Below are 16,133 nucleotides of genomic sequence, written 5' to 3' on the forward strand. Positions count from 1 at the left end.
TTTCATTCGACATGATTTTTTAGCGAAGCTAGCCAATCCTCAGCTTCGCTAAAAAATCATGTCATCTTAGTTAGCTGTCTCTGTTTTCATCAAAGCAGTTACCATTTTTTGCGATGGTATGTCCCTCTAAGCTAGTGTTGAAGCCCTTCTTATTTCGGAAAATCGGCGTCGATGCTGGTTTGGGCCCAAGCCTCAAAGTCCGCTTTGAGGGAAACCAGTTTGGCGCTTGCATTTTTGTAGGAGGCTTCTCCCAGCAAAAGTCTTAACGGCGGGTTTTCACTCTCAACCACTTTGATGATGGCCTGTGCCGCGCGAACCGGGTCGCCAGCTTGTTTACCGCTGTTGTCGCGAATGTTTTTTTTGTTGGCTTCTGCGGTGTTTTTGTAATCGTCAATGGTCGCGGGGGCTTCGTTTGCCGAACGGCCGGCCCAGTCGGTCCGGAAGCTGCTGGGCGCAATGGCAGTTACCTGAATACCCAGTGGGGCAACTTCTTTTGATAGGGATTCCGTGTAGCCATCAACGGCAAATTTGGTCGCGCTGTAAAAACCGACGGCTGGATAGCTTACCAGGCCAAGAATTGAAGTCACGTTAAGAATGTGGCCACTACGCTGCGCGCGCAGGATTGGTAATGCCTCTTTGATTAATCGCGCTAAGCCGAAGAAATTGATTTCGAACATGCGACGTACTTCAGCTTCGTCGCTTTCCTCGAGAGAACCAAAGTACCCGATGCCCGCATTGTTGACCAAGACATCAATACGGCCAAATTTTTCATGGATCGTTTTTACCGATGAAATTATTTGATCAGTATTGGTAACATCCAGTTTCACCGCGATTGCCGTTTGGGGATATGCAGAAATAAGGTCTGCCACATCGGCAAGATTACGGACGCCCAAGGCTGCCTGGTAACCTGCTGCAAGCACTTCTTTCGCTAACGCTTTGCCGATACCGGAAGAGGTTCCGGTGATAAACCACACTTTTTTCATTTCCTTATTCGCTTATATAAGTTGATGAAACAAAGGTATGTTGGTCTGTGGGGGGCGGTTTATACGATTGTAGGCAAAGTTTGCACGATTTACCGGCGGGGTTAATGTGGGTAAGAAAGACGCATTTTTAACAACGAAAATAGATTACCTTATTAGGTGAAGCTATGTTCGTTGTCCTCACTAGATATTGCTATTTCAAATTGCGAACTTAGTTTTAACTGTTATTTCCATGTCTCAGATGGGAGCGTTTGAAAAGATGATTAACTAACGTTTGAGCAGTTTTTACAGCCTGGCTGTTCTCAGAGATAGAACGTATACTACCGATTACTGAGGGAACAACAAATAATTTAGCTGCTCTATGAACCCAGCAGCCCCAACGTTCTGCCAGCTGGGTGGAACCTACTTCTTGTTGAACCACTGAATGTACTCCAAGATGTTATTGTCAGGATCGGCAAAATAGACCCCAGTCTCTTCCTGCTCAATCAGCAAGGGGCCTTTAACAATGGGAATACCCTTGGTTTTTAAGTCAGTTAAGGAAGCCTCCATGTCGCTGATTTCTAGGCAATAATGAGGACAGAATGGCTTTTTGATCTCGGGAAGAACATACTCATTCACTAAATCCTGAATTAACTCTAATCGAGCCGTCCCTAACGATAAAAAGGCATACTCTTCCTGCTCTTCCTGATTGATCGCTCGATGATCAAGCTGAAAGCCTAACATGTCGGTATAAAACGCAATGGCTTTATCCATATTCTTAACCTGGAACCCACAGTGATCGGCCTTCATAAACTAGTAAAATGTCAGTGATAGTCGTTAAAGATGGCAAAGTTAGGCCGTTGCCAGGCCGAAGTTAGATGCTGCATTAGCCGGTTCTGATTCGCTATTACCTCACTGATCAAAGCGAGTGGTTCATTTTGTGGTATAAGGAAGCTACGCTAACTGCTAGCCCACTATAAAGGAGCTATCGAATTTGATTGATAGCCTTTGGCCTAAAGGGCAGTCTACCGACATGCTCGGATCAAAGACACGAAAACTCCTCTTGTCTCGCTTTGGAGCGTTTTTTGAACTTACTTAGAAATGAATGAATAACCCAACCCGGTTTTAGAACGAGACCTAGCCAACCCAAGTGAGCTCAGCAACTAGCACAAACTTCAGTAGCCATACGTTTTTCAATTTCCCATCAGCTGCTGCCAATTATAATCCTTTTTCGAAGCCGCATTCCGTTTGGACACCGCTGCCAACATGCTTCGCAGTTGAGATTTGGGCAACCACCGACCATTGATAAACACCCCGGCAATCTGGCGCGTGTTGTTCACGTCGGCCAGCGGATTCGCATCCAATAACACCAGGTCCGCTAACTTGCCTACTTCAACCGTGCCTACTTCACTAGCCATTCCTAACCAAGTAGCCGGTAAGCGGGTAGCCGAAGCCAATACTTCCTCAGGAGTCAACCCGGCCTGGGCTAACAGGGCCAGTTCGTCATGCAGTGAAAAGCCCCAGACCACCCCGGAAACGCCAGCATCGGTACCAGCTACTATCGGCACCCCCAGTGCCTGGAAGGCCCGCACTAATTGACCATGGAACCGGACCAACTTCTCGAAATAAGCGATTCGTTCCGGGCTTGAATTCCGATTATAGCTATTGGCCGTTAGCCATTTGCTTTGTAATAGCGGATGCACGTACTGGAGGGTGGCAAGGTCTTTTAAACTGTCCAGGGAACGGACTTGCTCGGCGATGCGAACGATGGCGATCAAAGTAGGTGATAACCAGGTACCGTTTTGTTTGGCTAGCTGAGCAAATCGTTGCGCTTCCTGCTCACTGAAATCCTGGGCGTGCTTGGAGAATTCTTCGGCATGGGCTACCATACCGAAGTGGGGCACAAAGGCTTGCTCGAGTTTTCCTTGAAAAGCATTGGGAATATGGCCGACCGTTTTTAGCCTCAGTTTAGCCGCTTCGTCAATGATAGCACCGAACGTTTCGGGGCTCAGTTGGGAGTAGAGCTTGATCAGTTCGTAGCCTTCGTTTTTGGCATCCTGAACGGCCTGACGCCCCTCGTCCGCGGTGTTCGCCCGTCGGCCTGGCCCCACCCCCCCATTGATCAGGGCGGCCATGATCATACGGGGTCCTGTCACATAGCCTTTCTGCACTTCCATTCGTTGACAAAAGGCTCCCATATTGGCGTTCAAGTTGACGATGGTCGTCACGCCATTGGCTATAAAGGGGGTCATCAGGTCCTGGGTATTGAAGGTAACACTGGGGGGCTGGGTGGGCATTCCTGGATGCGGTGAGAAATCAGTCGGCGGATGCACGTGGACATCGATGAGGCCGGGCATCAGCCATTTGCCCGTTCCATCAATAATGTGTGCATTCTTAGGGGTGACTCCATCCAGGGATTCGATATGGCCGTTTTTGATGATGACCGTGGCGTGCTTGATCACTTGATTGGGCGAGGTCATCGGGATGACAGTTACATTCTTGATGACGAAGTAAGAGGATTGGCTGATTAGTTTAGGGGGGTACCCAAGAAGCAATCCAGCCGCTTCAGCGCACATCCCTCCTAAAAACAGGATTGCCAGTAGGCATACAACACGAAAATTAATCTCCACAGGTAGTAAACTGGTTAACGGAAAGGACAAAGTCAATTGCGTAGTAGCGAGGCCAAGCAGTGGTGGATCAACAATAATGCCGCTAGATCAAGCGGTTTATAATCAATGGATTAACTGTTATGTGCCTTGACTAGTTGTCCATAATCGTACAACACCTGTCCGGACCCTCCTCGTTTTGTAACAACTAGGTGCCCCTTAGAGAAACATGTACATCTTAATTCCTTCGTCTCTTAGAGGAGCGTTTACTGGGACGGGTGGTTTACTCAGTCATCTACTTACTGTTCTTTCGCAAAAATGTGGGAGACCTTATCGCCTTGCTCAAAGGATAGGGTACGTTTCTCGGGATCAAAAACCATTCGTATTGAGGTAGCCTCGTACTTGAATGTGTGATGCTCATAAGCGTCCAGCCGGAAGGGGCGTTGGCCAACTGCCTGACCTTGGGCCCACAAGGAGTTGTCGCGGATAAAGACGGCAAGCTTCAGCGGAATCGTCGATGCCGAGTAGAGACCAACGTACTTTTCCAAACTCTGGGCTGAAGTGGACACAGGCTTCAAGCCCTCTGTCACTAACGGCTCGTGATAAAGAATTTTCCTCACCACTTTGAGCGGTATCTGGATCCGATCAGTGGCGTTGTTTTGCAGCATGATAATGGTCATTCCTGTGTCCAGATGACGCTCAATCAAGCTAATATAACCGGCCCAGCCGCCCGTATGGTTGACGATCCGGCCATAGGGCTTACTGTCCAGTAAAGCCCAACCAAAACCATAGTCCGTCCTTGTTCCGCTTGCTAGCGTAGCCCCCGAAAAGATTGCTTGCCGGTCTGTATCGTTGATCAGTTTGTCGGTATACAATGCCTGATCCCACAAGAGCAGATCACCAACCGTTGAATTGACCATTCCGTCGCCCACTACCCCATCTAGGTAATGCGTATAGTAGGTTGGGCCAAAAACATCGGGGTGCACCTTTCGCCCCAGGCTATCCGAGACGTAGCCCAAGGCATAATTTGCGATGTGCTGGGGTTGATAGCGGCTCCTGTAGACCCTAGAGTGTGTCATCTCCAGGGGGATAAATATGTGGCTAGCCAAAAAATCGCCGTAGGACTGTTTGGTAACTCGCTCAATAACGCTAGCCAGCAGCGCGTAGCCGGTATTACTGTACGTGTATTTTTCACCTGGCGCAAAAGGCGCGGCTGGTTTGAAGCGGGCGAACTCAGCAATGAGATCATCGTTGGTGGCGAATCTGTGCTTATTCCACTCAGCCTCGAAGAGGTCCATGTAATCCGGTAAGCCAGCCGTATGGTTGAGTAACTGTCTAATAGTTACCCCTCGATAAAAAGCTAGTTCTGGGATGTAGTCGGCCAGTGCATCGTCGTAGTCTAGTTTTTGTTGCTTCTTAAGCAGCACAATGCCCATGGCGGTAAACTGCTTAGAGACGGAGGCTAACTCAAAAACAGACTGGATGTTTAGAGCTCTTTCTTGCTGTTCATCGGCTTTGCCGTACGATTTTGCGAACATGAGCTGTCCCTTTTGGGCCACCAGTACATTACCATTAAACTTGTCATGCTGGTGTAATTCGGTAAACAGGCTGTCGAGCTGTCTGGTGGTATGCTGACTATGCAAGGGGCTATTCGAGCCAAGTACTAACAGCAGCCCCAGAGAGCGAAGCACATGAATTAATCGCATAGAGAGGCAGGCCGATGGTATGTTCAAAGATAGCCCGCTGAGTGGCTTATAACAAAAGTGGGGACAGGTACAGCCGAGCTAACCGATCGTAATAGTTGTACAAATAGTTGTACCGTATGCGTCTAGCGGCTGTGATAAATGTGGAGGTGCATGTTAAGCTTAGGCCTAGTAAGCTGCTTAGAATAGTTTATTTAGAAACAGGATTGCAGCAACCGGAAGCGATTAAGCGAGACGGTTTGAGGTTACCTTATCAATAAACTCTTTGCGTTGACCAATTAAAAATCTTGTCTCCCAATGGGCGCACATTATCTTGTTGAGCAAGTAACCATGACTTAGCCGACTAGAAAGGTGCCCCTTTTGAAAAGCAAACGCATGATGGTTCTATCGTCTCAGGTGTGAGCGTATAGTGAGATAGGTTAAATAGGCTGGCCTACTTGCTTTTAAGCCAATAGAATACTTGGCATCAAATTGTTAGCCATCTTTCACCTTGCTTAAAACTCATTAATCGACCTTGCTGCCCCTGACGATGAAAAACTGTAGTAGCCTGGGCTTGCTTCTCCTCGCCCTGAGTGCCTCGGCACAAACAAATCAATTCGTCCTGCAAGGCCAGCTTGATAAGTCCCCGGTTAAGTGGATCTATCTGAAATATGTGGACAGGACCGGTGAAGAAAAATTCGACAGTGCTCAAGTCAAACAGGGCACCTTCACATTTACGGGCCAGATTAACCAACCCACTAGGGCGCTGATCAAAACAAACCGAACAATCATTCCCGATGATGAGAATCTAAATATTGCTAAAATTTTCCTGGAGCCTACCACCATGCAGGTAAAGGCTGTTCACGATCAATTTCGAGCCATTACCCTCAAGGGGTCTAAAACCCACGATAAATTCGATCAGTTAACCGCTCAGCACGCGCCTTACCTGAAGCGCTACTTATTGCTTCGAGAGCGTTCAACCCAACTGGCGCAACCAAAGCATAATACGAGCGATGGGGCTAGCCGACAAAGCCAGCAGGATTCGATCAATCAAGCTATCGTAACCAACGCCATGGCGAGAAGGTCGGTCAGCTATCGCTTTATTCAGGATAATCCCAACTCTTGGGTCAGCGCTTATGAGTTGGACCATTTCAAAACCAGTTGGCCGGTTGATTCCGTTCGTCAACTCTATGCTCGGTTGAGTCCCACCATTCAACAGGAATTTATTGGCCAGCGCATTGCCCAGAAGATAGCTATGATCGACCAGGCCAACACGGCGGTTGGTACAAGGGCGGCTGATTTTTCAGCCCTTGATCTAACTGGTAAGCCCATCCGGCTAGCTGACTATAAGGGTCGGTACGTTCTATTGGACTTTTGGGGAAGCTGGTGCGTCCCCTGCCGGGCCGGCAATCCGCATCTGGTAAAGTTGTATAAAGGGTATCGCCAGAAAGGGATCGAGTTTATCGGCATTGCCTGCGAGGATAAACCGGCCGCTTGGCGAACAGCCATCGAGAAGGATGGCATTGGGCTTTGGCAACACATTCTGGATACGGAAGTAAAGGGGGATAAGGTGATTGGCATCGAGCAGAGTATCGCTAGAAAGTATGCCGTCGATTTATTTCCGACCAAGATCCTGATTGACCCAAAAGGGATCATTGTTGGCCGTTATAGTGGTGGCAATGACAGCCAATTGGACCAGAAGCTCAGCGAGGTTTTAAGCAACTGATTGCTGATGAAGTTTAGTCGTTTATGTGAGACCGTTACTTGCGGCTTGGCTCAAATCAACGTCTCTCTTTTCAGCATTGCAGTTGATTTGGTGAGCTATGTTCCTATGTATGGTGAACCTAAGCTGCTACAGCTCAACAAACAACTGGATTGTCGATACAGCACTTTTCCTTTGTCTAACGGGTGAGCGTTATCTGAGATCGATATTGAGAGACAAGCTGAAAAATCTACGGAAGTTCACACGCCATTCACTCCCTGAGACCAGCGGCTGAGCCAGCCACCGCAGCTCAATCCGTAGCCTGACCATATAACCCCTACGAACCGGTCGATAAGTTGGTAAGTCGGCCGCCTTATCTAATTAGGGTAAAAACGTATCGACGACCATATCCGTCAGTTGATGGCTGGTCCAACCGGCCCACAAATTTTTTGCCTTCAGTACGGCCCAGGCCATCAGCCCAGCCCCCAATGCAATGGCTATACTCTTTTCGGTTAACCCATGGGCCAGACCAAACACCGTTGATGTCCACACCACGGCCCATAGTCGAGTCCAATAGCGAACGCAACAAGCCAACAGCAACCCTCGACAAATGATCTCTTCATACAGGTTGGTAACACCATTAACGCCGTAGCGGTAAACGTCAATTTTAGGACTGAATTTTTGGCCCGTTGAGGCAACGATTAGTAAGGGAATAGCCGCTAGTAGTAGTCCGGCAATAAGTCCATACTTTAACGAAGGTAACGTATACCTAGTCGTCCCACTCCATTGATCACCATACTCTATTTGCAGCCCATACTTGCCAATAAGCAGGAGCCCAAGGGCTAAGGGCAATAGTCCCAAAAGCCCGTTTCCGTAATCATAGAACAGTACCTGATTCAGGTTGTCGCTAAATCCTAAAAATGGAACGACCCATTGACGCGTAACTTGAATGCCATACAATCCAGTGAAGATGAAACTACTCAAACAGAGTGGAATGTAAAATTTGTCATTCAGTAGGCGCACCTTACTGCCTACAAACCCGAGTAGGGCTACGAGTAAGAAGCTAATAGACAGGATTAAATAGTCATTCATGGGAGCAATTTAGTCTACTTTAGTAAATCTTGGGTTTGCAAGCCCAAGTGAGGCAAGTAGATAGGTTTGACACTAAGATACAAGTCTGAGGGGGAATGCAGCCGGTAAGTGAGCCCGTCAGTATCCCGTGGAGATAACTTGTCAATAAGTGTACAGCGTCAGGAAATTATTCAGTTCATTGATAGGGCCGATTCAAGAAACAAGAACGTCACCTAGCCCTTTTATGGAGCCTTTTTATAAGACGGTAATCTTTTACTAGCTGTCCAATACAATCCGGCGCATACGCCACTAGCCGAGAAACTTAGTATGCTACAGTGACGTAAAGAACCCGGTTCAACTGTTAAGAACAAAAACCCCTACGCGTCAGGTTGGAGAACCGCTACGTAGGGGACGCGTGGACAAGGTTACCAATCAAGCCCACCGGGGTAAAGGTAAGCCCATTCTAAACAACATCTAGTCTACATGCCAAAAACAACATCCAACCTCCAAGGAGTTCTATGCCGCTTATTCGTCTCGGGTAGGAGCGATTTAAGAGAATGTGCTGACTATAGCTAGAGAGATTAGCCAGAAAACGATAACCCTTCACCAACCTTGATTCGACCGCAATCAAGCAGCCTTCCTAAAGCATTCCTGCTTATCTTAGCCAAGCATCATTCCCCCCCATCGATGAAGCGACTACGGGTAACGACCATAATAGTGGTCGTCATAAGCAGCCTATTTGTCTACTGCTCAACCCCCAGCAGCAAGGGATTTCAAACGGACTTCGCGCTTTTTACCCAGATCCTCAAACAAGCCCATGCTGGTATCTACAAATACCACTCCCCCAACCAGGTGGATAGTGTGTTTGCTCACTATCAGCACCAAATCAATGAATCAACCGATCTGGTGGCTTTCTATAGCCATCTGACTGCGGCTACTACCTATCTGGGCAGCTTACACGACTCAGTTAGCCTACCGGACTCCACAACCGAACGATTAGCTCAACAAGCTGCCTTTTTTCCCTACCCAGTTCGCCTGCTAGATAGCACCCTGGTTTGCGACGCCCGCAACAGCCCCATCCCGGCAGGGGCCACCATTGATCAGATTAACGGGATACCGGTTTCCCAACTGCTACCTCGACTCGAACAATTCTATACCACCGATGGCAATCACCAGGTCGGTAAGCAGATCGGCATTAACCAACACTTCAGTTGGTTCTTCCGCTTAGCCTATGGCCCATTTCACTCATTTAAGGTGATGTATCATCCATGTGGCCAACGCGCCCGGCAGCTGATCACCGTGGCGGCTCAGTCATTAGACGCCAGTCAACGACAAGCACGCTACAATCCCTTTCCTTCCCCAAAGGACTTACCTGACTACACCTTCCAGCTACTGCACCCCCACTCAACGGCCCGACTGACGGTCAATACCTTCGAGTTTAAGGGGCAACAAGTAACTGCTCATCGACGCTATCGTCACTTTCTGGATTCGTGCTTCAGGGTCATTAAGCGTCAGCAAATCCGCCATCTTATTGTTGACATTCGTCAGAACGGGGGGGGCGACGATCCCAATGATTTAGTGACTTTCTCCTATGTGGCTCACCAGCCGTTTCGAGAAAATAAGACGGCGTTTACGTTATTTCGAAAGGTTCCTTTCCCCCAGTACTATCTGGAAGAAGAAAAGGGGGAGAGAACCGAGCTGGAATCTGAATTGAGGGGTGAATTTGCTCACCATCAGCTAGGTCGTTATTACCAGGTGGCCCGCTACAATGCACTTTGGCGGCCCAACCCGCTGGCCTTTCGGGGTCAGCTTTATCTGCTCATCAGCCCCGCGGTAGCCTCGGCGGGCTCGTTGTTTGCCAGTTTGGTGGCCAGCGAGGGGCAAGCGGTATTGATCGGTCAAGAAACGATGGGCGGCTACTATGGTCATACGGGTCACAAGTCGGTGACATATAAGCTGCCCAGCAGTAAAATCCGGTTTCGCTTTTCGATCGTTGATTTGCAACAGGCGGTAACTCCTCAAGGGCGAATTGCTTATGGCCGAGGGGTAGTGCCCACGTATGTCGTGGGTCGAAGCTGTGCAAGTTATTTACGGCAGAATGATGTCGAGTTGGAAACCGCTCTGAGTCTCATCAAAGCCAACCAGTAATAGGGCTTTTGAAAAGACTATAAACTTGTAGGAATTCAACAAGGGAAATAGGGAAAGTAGTCAGGAAAGCCTTTTCGTTTGCACTATTTTAGGGCGATATAATCTACATTTAAGTCCAGATCTATTGCTCCAGTCATTTATCCGTAAACTAATGGAAAGTAGTGTTCCTTCAATGGGTAATTTCGCTAAGCCAATCGAGGAGATAGGTAGCCGGCTCAAAATCCTTCGTCGGCAGCGCAACCTCTCTCAGGAAGATCTCGCCAACTTATCCGGCCTATCCATCCGCACCATCCAGAGACTGGAAAAAGGCGAATCGGTGGGTAGCGCCTATACACTGCGCACCTTGGCGAGAACTTTGCAGCTATACCCAGAAGGCTTGATGGCCACCCAATCACCGCCCAGCATAACCCCCAACCCAGCCAGCTTAGCCTACCTGCTCCGACTTAACTGGAGTGCCTTGGCCGGTATCATCCTGCCCCTGGCTAATATTATCCTGCCGGCCATCCTGCTCTGGCGTTACCGACACGATCAACTCTTCCGGCAGCAAGGACAACGTATTATTAACTTTCAAATTACTTGGACCCTCACTACCCTGTTGATGATGCTCGTCATCCCCTTGTTGTTGGCCAGGTTGTCTTTTCTGGTAGGGATGCCCGTTCCCTTATTTATCCCCGTGTATATAAGTAGTCTGGGAGTCAACCTATTCTTCATCTTTCGCATTGCGCTCCAACTACCCGATCAACCGTCATTTCTCGACAAACTGCCTTCGGTGCTGTAAATCAGCCTTGTCGTAAAATTGGCGGGAAAATGGCATACCGCTTTTTAGGGGATTGCGCTCCGCACATCGAGCTTTGGCAGACTAATCTAGTTTAACCCTCTATCATCGCTCATGATCCGCCAGCCTGTATTTTTTCTCCTGATATGGAGTTGGGCTTTTAGCGCCAACGCTCAGCCGGTCAACAAACAAATTAAAAAGCTAGTCGACACATACGCTGCATTAGGCAAATTTAACGGCAGCATCTTGGTGGCCGCTAAGGGTGAAATCTTAATCAGTAAGGGTTACGGCTACAAGGATATCAAACAGAAAACGCGAAATGATCCACAAACGATTTACCAGATTGCCTCCCTCACCAAGCCCTTTACCGCTACCCTAATCTTAAAGTTAGTCGAATCAAACCGCCTATCCTTAACCGATAAAGTAAGCCAGTTTTATCCTGACTTTCCCAAAGGCGATAGCATTACGATTGACCAATTATTATCCCATACATCCGGCCTCTCGGATGAGGATGCCAACTCAAAGACTAAAACGTATTCAGGTTCCGAGGAAGCTAAATTTTTGGCAGCCCTGAGAGACCGGGCGTTGGATTTTAGGCCAGGAACAGACTGGAAGTATAGCAATGCGGGGTACATTTTACTGGGTTACATTAGTGAGCATGTATCGGGCATGAGCTATTATGATGCGGTCAAGACCTACCTGTTTGGCCCGCTTGAGATGGACCACAGTGGGTTTGATTTTATTGGCCTGACCAGTCCAGATAAAGCAACGGGTTATTGGGAGTTCCCCGAAAGCGATACGGCTCAAGCAGCCACGCTAATTGATTATAGCGCTCCCCGTGCCGCCGGGGCCATCTATTCCACAGCCGGAGATCTCTACCAATGGCATCAGGGCTTACAGACGGGTAAACTAGTGAGCTTATCGTTACTCAACCGAGCGTACACCCCCGTAAAGAACAACTATGGCTATGGTTGGATCATCGATTCGGTGGCCAGGGTAAAAGTGGTTTGGCACAGTGGTGATATCTGGGGTTTTAAGTCCGAATTGGCTAGGGTTCCAACCGATGATATATGTATCATCCTGCTCAAAAACATCGAAGACGTGGATTTGCATATCATTACCCGAAAAATCCTGGCGATCCTGTATCAGCAAGCTTACCAATGGCCTTCCCGCACCAGGATTCAGCTTAGTACCAAGCTATTAAAGGAGTATGTAGGGGAGTACCTATTACGGCCAGGAGAATGGATAAAGGTAAGCCTTGAAGGCAATCGTCTCAAGTCTACCACCACTCGCAAACAGGAGTTATATGCTCAAAAGAAAGATTATTTTCTATTGGATGATGGTCGTGAGCAACTCGGCGTTTCCTTTAATCGGAATTCCTCCGGCGTGGTAACGGATTTGTCGTTTACAGTTGGCGAGCGGAAAGTGGTCTGCCCCAAAAAGGAATAGTTTTCTATTTTGAAAGTCAGGGCTCCGCCGGAGGAATTTTCTGAATGAGTATTAGTGGTCATTAAGTACCCAGTCTCACAAATCGCTCCCAATCAAGACAGAGAGAAATGCACGTAGTCTTTACCCGAGCTCTTCAAAAGACTTTCAACATGTAGTGCATTGACCACATCAAGGCTGAGCAGCCACCGGTTTCCTACTGCCACCGGACGTTTCTGACGAATCTGTCAGCCCGATGCTATCGCCTGAAGATATCTGCTTACAATCAATGGGGGAACGAGATAGTACCAATTTCGCGAAGCTTGCTAAGCGAGTTTGATGCCTGCCTGAACGAGTAAAGATGCCTTCCTATTCGTCCCTAAACGTCCCGAATAGCCCCGAAACGGACCCTTATGTCCCTTGGCCCTGATCAAGTGTCCCACCCTCTTGCGAGGCCTGAAAACACCGGCCATGTTTGTCCCAACGATTAACCATAGCAAATCCGGCCAACTATCCCTTGGCCATATCATTACCAAAGTAGGTGAATACAGAAGCAACTTAAGCCAAACATTCCACGATGGGAACCCCTCGATTCAACTTCGACAAGCCAGTCACGCTAAAAATCACTCTCTACTTTGTGTTGGCTTTTGGCAGCTCAGCCGTCTTGAATCTACTGCCAAATCTGTTGCCCTTCTATGGAAGCAAATGGATTTTTACGGTCGGATTCGGACCATTCTTATCGGCCTTACTAGTCAGCTATTGGTCTAAAACCCCCTTGCCACTGCGACTCTTTAGTAAAACGCCATGGGTTAGAAACATGGAGTTCGCTGGACTCGGAATCTTCTTTGTTGGTACCCTCCTTAGTAATATCCTCTCTGGTAAGACCGATTACCATCTGATTATTTTCTGGACTATGTATGCCCTTTTCTATGCGCTCTTAGAAGAACTGGGCTGGCGAGTTTTCTTAGGAAACCAACTGGGCAAGTATTCGTTTTTACCGGTAGTTCTCCTGAGTGGCGGGTTATGGTTTGCTTGGCATTACTCCTTCCCGAATCGACTGACGATAGAACATCCACTACGATTCTTAGGCCTAATTGTGGCGGGAAGCGCCGGGCTAGCTGAGTTTTACCGAAAAACGAAATCGTGGCTGATTGTCGCCTTGGCACACGCCCTTATCAATGTAAACCCACCAAGCCTGCCAACAGTGATCATATTTTTAGCTATCACAATTGGGTTGATGAAAATTCATGAGTATAAGAGTAAGAAAGCGGCAGTGGTCAGTATGCCCTGAAAGCTTGGAGGGAATGGTAATCCAGCCTAGGAGTCCTTATCTGTGTATTGTTAGCTCTCGGGTAGCACCGAAGGCACCCGTCCCCCTTGCCGTTAAGCAGGTAGCTTTAATAGGCGATACGGAAAGATTAGCAAGCAGTATGCGACAAATAACGTTGGACTGATGTTAAAACCGGTGTCTCACCAAAGGCTCCTAGCAGAGACTGCTTCCTATATATGCACCTTGGAAGTTATATGCACTTTGGGAGTTCACATTTTGTGAACTTTTTTCGTATCTTTACAGTAGCTTATGAAGGTTCATCTAATCAGAAAGGAGACGATTGAGGCTTACACCGAAAAGAACGCCCGCAGTAAAAGCTCGTTTAAGGTCTGGCTCACTGTAATCAAGTTTGCCGATTGGCAGACGCCTGAGGCTATTAAAGATACATTTGGGGCAGCTGATTTGCTAGGTAATGGGACCAACCGTGTTGTATTTGATATTGGTGGCAATAACTATAGGATGATCTGTAAATACGCCTTTGGCAAGAACCAAGTTCATCTCTTTGTCTGCTGGATAGGAACCCATGCCGAGTATGACAAGCTCTGTAAGCACAACGAACAGTATACCGTAAATCATTATTAAGATGGAAGCACTCAGATATAAGATAATCAAATCCGAGAAACAATATAATGACTACTGTACAGCTTTAGAAGAGTTAGTGACTGGAAGCGATCAAGGAGAAAATACGCAGGATGAAATTGAGCTGCTCACTTATCTGATTGAAAAGTGGGATGCCGAACATAACTCATTCGAGGATGTAGATCCCATTGAGCTACTCACAGCCCTGATGAGCGAGAAATCGCTTAAAGCGAAAGATATGACCCAGATTTTGGGCGTCAGTAAAAGTCTTGTTTCAGATATTTTGCATTATAAGAAAGGCTTGTCCAAAGAGATCATCAGGACACTTTCAAGCTATTTTAGCGTTTCCCAAGAAGCGTTCAATCGGCCCTATAAATTAAAGGTGCCCGAAAATAGCCACTTCAAAAATGCCAGTGTGATGAACACCAGAAAAGACTTACAACTGGCTTAGTATCAATTTACGATAGCATTCAACTGCAACAAGTGTTAAGCTTTACTGATAAAAACCCTGACCTTCTCATTATATACTTTCTAGCCGTCTGAGAATATCTAAAAAAGGGCGTATGCTGAAACGGTATTTAGCCAGAAGTTTCGTATTTTGGTGAACGTTGATCAGATCATCCAAAAGAGAGGTATACAAGCCGATCAGTAATTAATTTTGGCTTTGGCACCAGACATTAACTGCAGTACTGTCTAGCTTATCGCTAACAAATAGATACGTCATAAATTATAGCAAGCAATAGAGACAAGTGGTCTAGCTAGGTCTAACAACTCTCCCAAGTACAAACAGGGCGTACGTCTACCAGACTGAAATAGGGTTTTTGGGTACAAATTTTTTGGTAGGAATGTGGGTATCCGTTGGGAATCATTTAAGAACGGTAGGATGAAGTGGGCGATTGGCATACTGCTCAATCTTTTTCTGTTGACTGGAATAGTAACAAAGTTGTATGCACAAGTGGCATCGACGCACAAGGCCATTCCTTCGGGAAAGGGACCGACGAGTCCTGTCAGGCAAGTAGCTGACAGCCTTTTTAAGCTGGGTTCACATTATCAGGACACCCAAGTCTATCAGCCGTCTTTGGTGCTGTTTGAAAAAAGCCAAAAACTCTATCAGCAAATCGGCGACTGGAAAAAAGTAGGCGATTGTTTTAATTATAAAGCGATCACCTATTATTACCTCGGTAATTTTTCAGAGGCAATAACTGCTTTTGAAAAGGGAGCGGAAACCTTTGAAAAGATCCACTACAAAAAGGGGGTAGCGTCAACGCTGAATAACATAGGTAACATCTACAATAGCCAAGGAAACTATAGCCAGGCCTTAGCGTATTTTCGGCGAGCTACATTTCTCTTTAAGGAGGTTGGGGATATGAAAAATTTTACGGTGGCTACCACTAATGTTGGTTTGATTTACAGTAAAGTCAAAGACTACAGCAATGCCATGACGTATTTTACCCAGGCGTATGCTGTTTTTAAAAAAGAAAATAATCAGGAACGAATTGCCAGGATACAAGATGCTATCGGTACCATTTATTTAAAGCTAGGTAAGTACAATAAAGCGTTTCAAAGTTTTGATGAATCCCTACGGATCGCTAACCGAACAAAGGATAAGCAATTACAAATAATGGCGCTGATTAGCCTGGGTGACTTATTCTATGAACAGTCCGCTTATAGACGATCACTACCTTACTATAGACACTGTCTAACCTATTCAGTCCAAATAGGTAGCCTTCAAAACCAGGCTGAAGCGCAGATTGCCATTGGAACTATTATGCACCGGCTGGGTAAGCCTAAGAACGTGTTGGGGAATTAAGTTTGGTAATGATCTTCGATACGCTGTAACATGATCTGGCTGTTGG

Annotated in this window: 13 protein-coding genes; 8 read left to right on the forward strand and 5 right to left on the reverse strand. The window is 47.2% G+C overall.

Going from position 1 to position 16,133, the window contains the following annotated elements; translation table 11 throughout:
- Positions 1-149 precede the first annotated feature (149 nt).
- The 4 genes from ACYVAD_RS15495 to ACYVAD_RS15510 all read right to left on the reverse strand — a co-directional run bounded on the left by ACYVAD_RS15495 (position 150) and on the right by ACYVAD_RS15510 (position 5,271).
- Positions 150-983 (reverse strand): oxidoreductase, encoded by an 834-nt coding sequence (locus ACYVAD_RS15495; protein WP_461140418.1) that lies wholly within the window; start codon positions 981-983, stop codon positions 150-152.
- Between the two features lie 399 nt (positions 984-1,382).
- Positions 1,383-1,769, reverse strand: a complete 387-nt coding sequence (locus tag ACYVAD_RS15500) for a VOC family protein (protein WP_461140419.1) — start codon at positions 1,767-1,769, stop codon at positions 1,383-1,385.
- A 383-nt stretch (positions 1,770-2,152) separates the two neighbouring features.
- Positions 2,153-3,589: an amidohydrolase family protein gene (locus ACYVAD_RS15505; RefSeq protein ID WP_461140420.1), complete on the reverse strand. Its 1,437-nt coding sequence runs from the start codon at positions 3,587-3,589 to the stop codon at positions 2,153-2,155.
- Between the two features lie 275 nt (positions 3,590-3,864).
- Positions 3,865-5,271 carry a serine hydrolase domain-containing protein gene (locus ACYVAD_RS15510; protein WP_461140421.1) on the reverse strand — a complete coding sequence of 469 codons (1,407 nt, stop codon included), beginning with the start codon at positions 5,269-5,271 and terminating at the stop codon, positions 3,865-3,867.
- A gap of 526 nt (positions 5,272-5,797) precedes the next feature.
- Here ACYVAD_RS15510 and ACYVAD_RS15515 point away from each other — a divergent pair.
- Positions 5,798-6,973 (forward strand): redoxin domain-containing protein, encoded by a 1,176-nt coding sequence (locus ACYVAD_RS15515; RefSeq protein ID WP_461140422.1) that lies wholly within the window; start codon positions 5,798-5,800, stop codon positions 6,971-6,973.
- A gap of 357 nt (positions 6,974-7,330) precedes the next feature.
- Here ACYVAD_RS15515 and ACYVAD_RS15520 read toward each other — a convergent pair whose 3' ends face one another.
- A complete protein-coding gene (locus ACYVAD_RS15520) occupies positions 7,331-8,041 on the reverse strand; it encodes a lysostaphin resistance A-like protein (RefSeq protein WP_461140423.1) in 711 nt (236 codons plus the stop codon).
- A 666-nt stretch (positions 8,042-8,707) separates the two neighbouring features.
- On the opposite strand from ACYVAD_RS15520, the gene ACYVAD_RS15525 reads away from it, so the two are divergent.
- From ACYVAD_RS15525 to ACYVAD_RS15555, 7 genes are all read left to right on the forward strand, one after another.
- Positions 8,708-10,168: a S41 family peptidase gene (locus tag ACYVAD_RS15525; RefSeq protein WP_461140424.1), complete on the forward strand. Its 1,461-nt coding sequence runs from the start codon at positions 8,708-8,710 to the stop codon at positions 10,166-10,168.
- A 151-nt stretch (positions 10,169-10,319) separates the two neighbouring features.
- The gene (locus ACYVAD_RS15530) at positions 10,320-10,946 is read left to right on the forward strand and encodes a helix-turn-helix domain-containing protein (protein WP_461140425.1); all 627 of its coding nucleotides are present in this window, start codon (positions 10,320-10,322) and stop codon (positions 10,944-10,946) included.
- Positions 10,947-11,057: 111 nt separating this feature from the next.
- Positions 11,058-12,392 carry a serine hydrolase domain-containing protein gene (locus ACYVAD_RS15535; RefSeq protein WP_461140426.1) on the forward strand — a complete coding sequence of 445 codons (1,335 nt, stop codon included), beginning with the start codon at positions 11,058-11,060 and terminating at the stop codon, positions 12,390-12,392.
- A 553-nt stretch (positions 12,393-12,945) separates the two neighbouring features.
- Positions 12,946-13,659, forward strand: a complete 714-nt coding sequence (locus tag ACYVAD_RS15540; protein WP_461140427.1) for a CPBP family intramembrane glutamic endopeptidase — start codon at positions 12,946-12,948, stop codon at positions 13,657-13,659.
- A gap of 288 nt (positions 13,660-13,947) precedes the next feature.
- Entirely contained in the window at positions 13,948-14,280 is a 333-nt protein-coding gene (locus ACYVAD_RS15545) for a type II toxin-antitoxin system HigB family toxin (RefSeq protein ID WP_461140428.1), read from the forward strand.
- A 1-nt stretch (position 14,281) separates the two neighbouring features.
- Positions 14,282-14,728, forward strand: a complete 447-nt coding sequence (locus tag ACYVAD_RS15550; protein WP_461140429.1) for a helix-turn-helix domain-containing protein — start codon at positions 14,282-14,284, stop codon at positions 14,726-14,728.
- 432 nt (positions 14,729-15,160) lie between these two features.
- Entirely contained in the window at positions 15,161-16,087 is a 927-nt protein-coding gene (locus tag ACYVAD_RS15555) for a tetratricopeptide repeat protein (RefSeq protein ID WP_461140430.1), read from the forward strand.
- Positions 16,088-16,133: the final 46 nt, after the last annotated feature.

This window comes from Spirosoma pomorum, assembly GCF_054776615.1.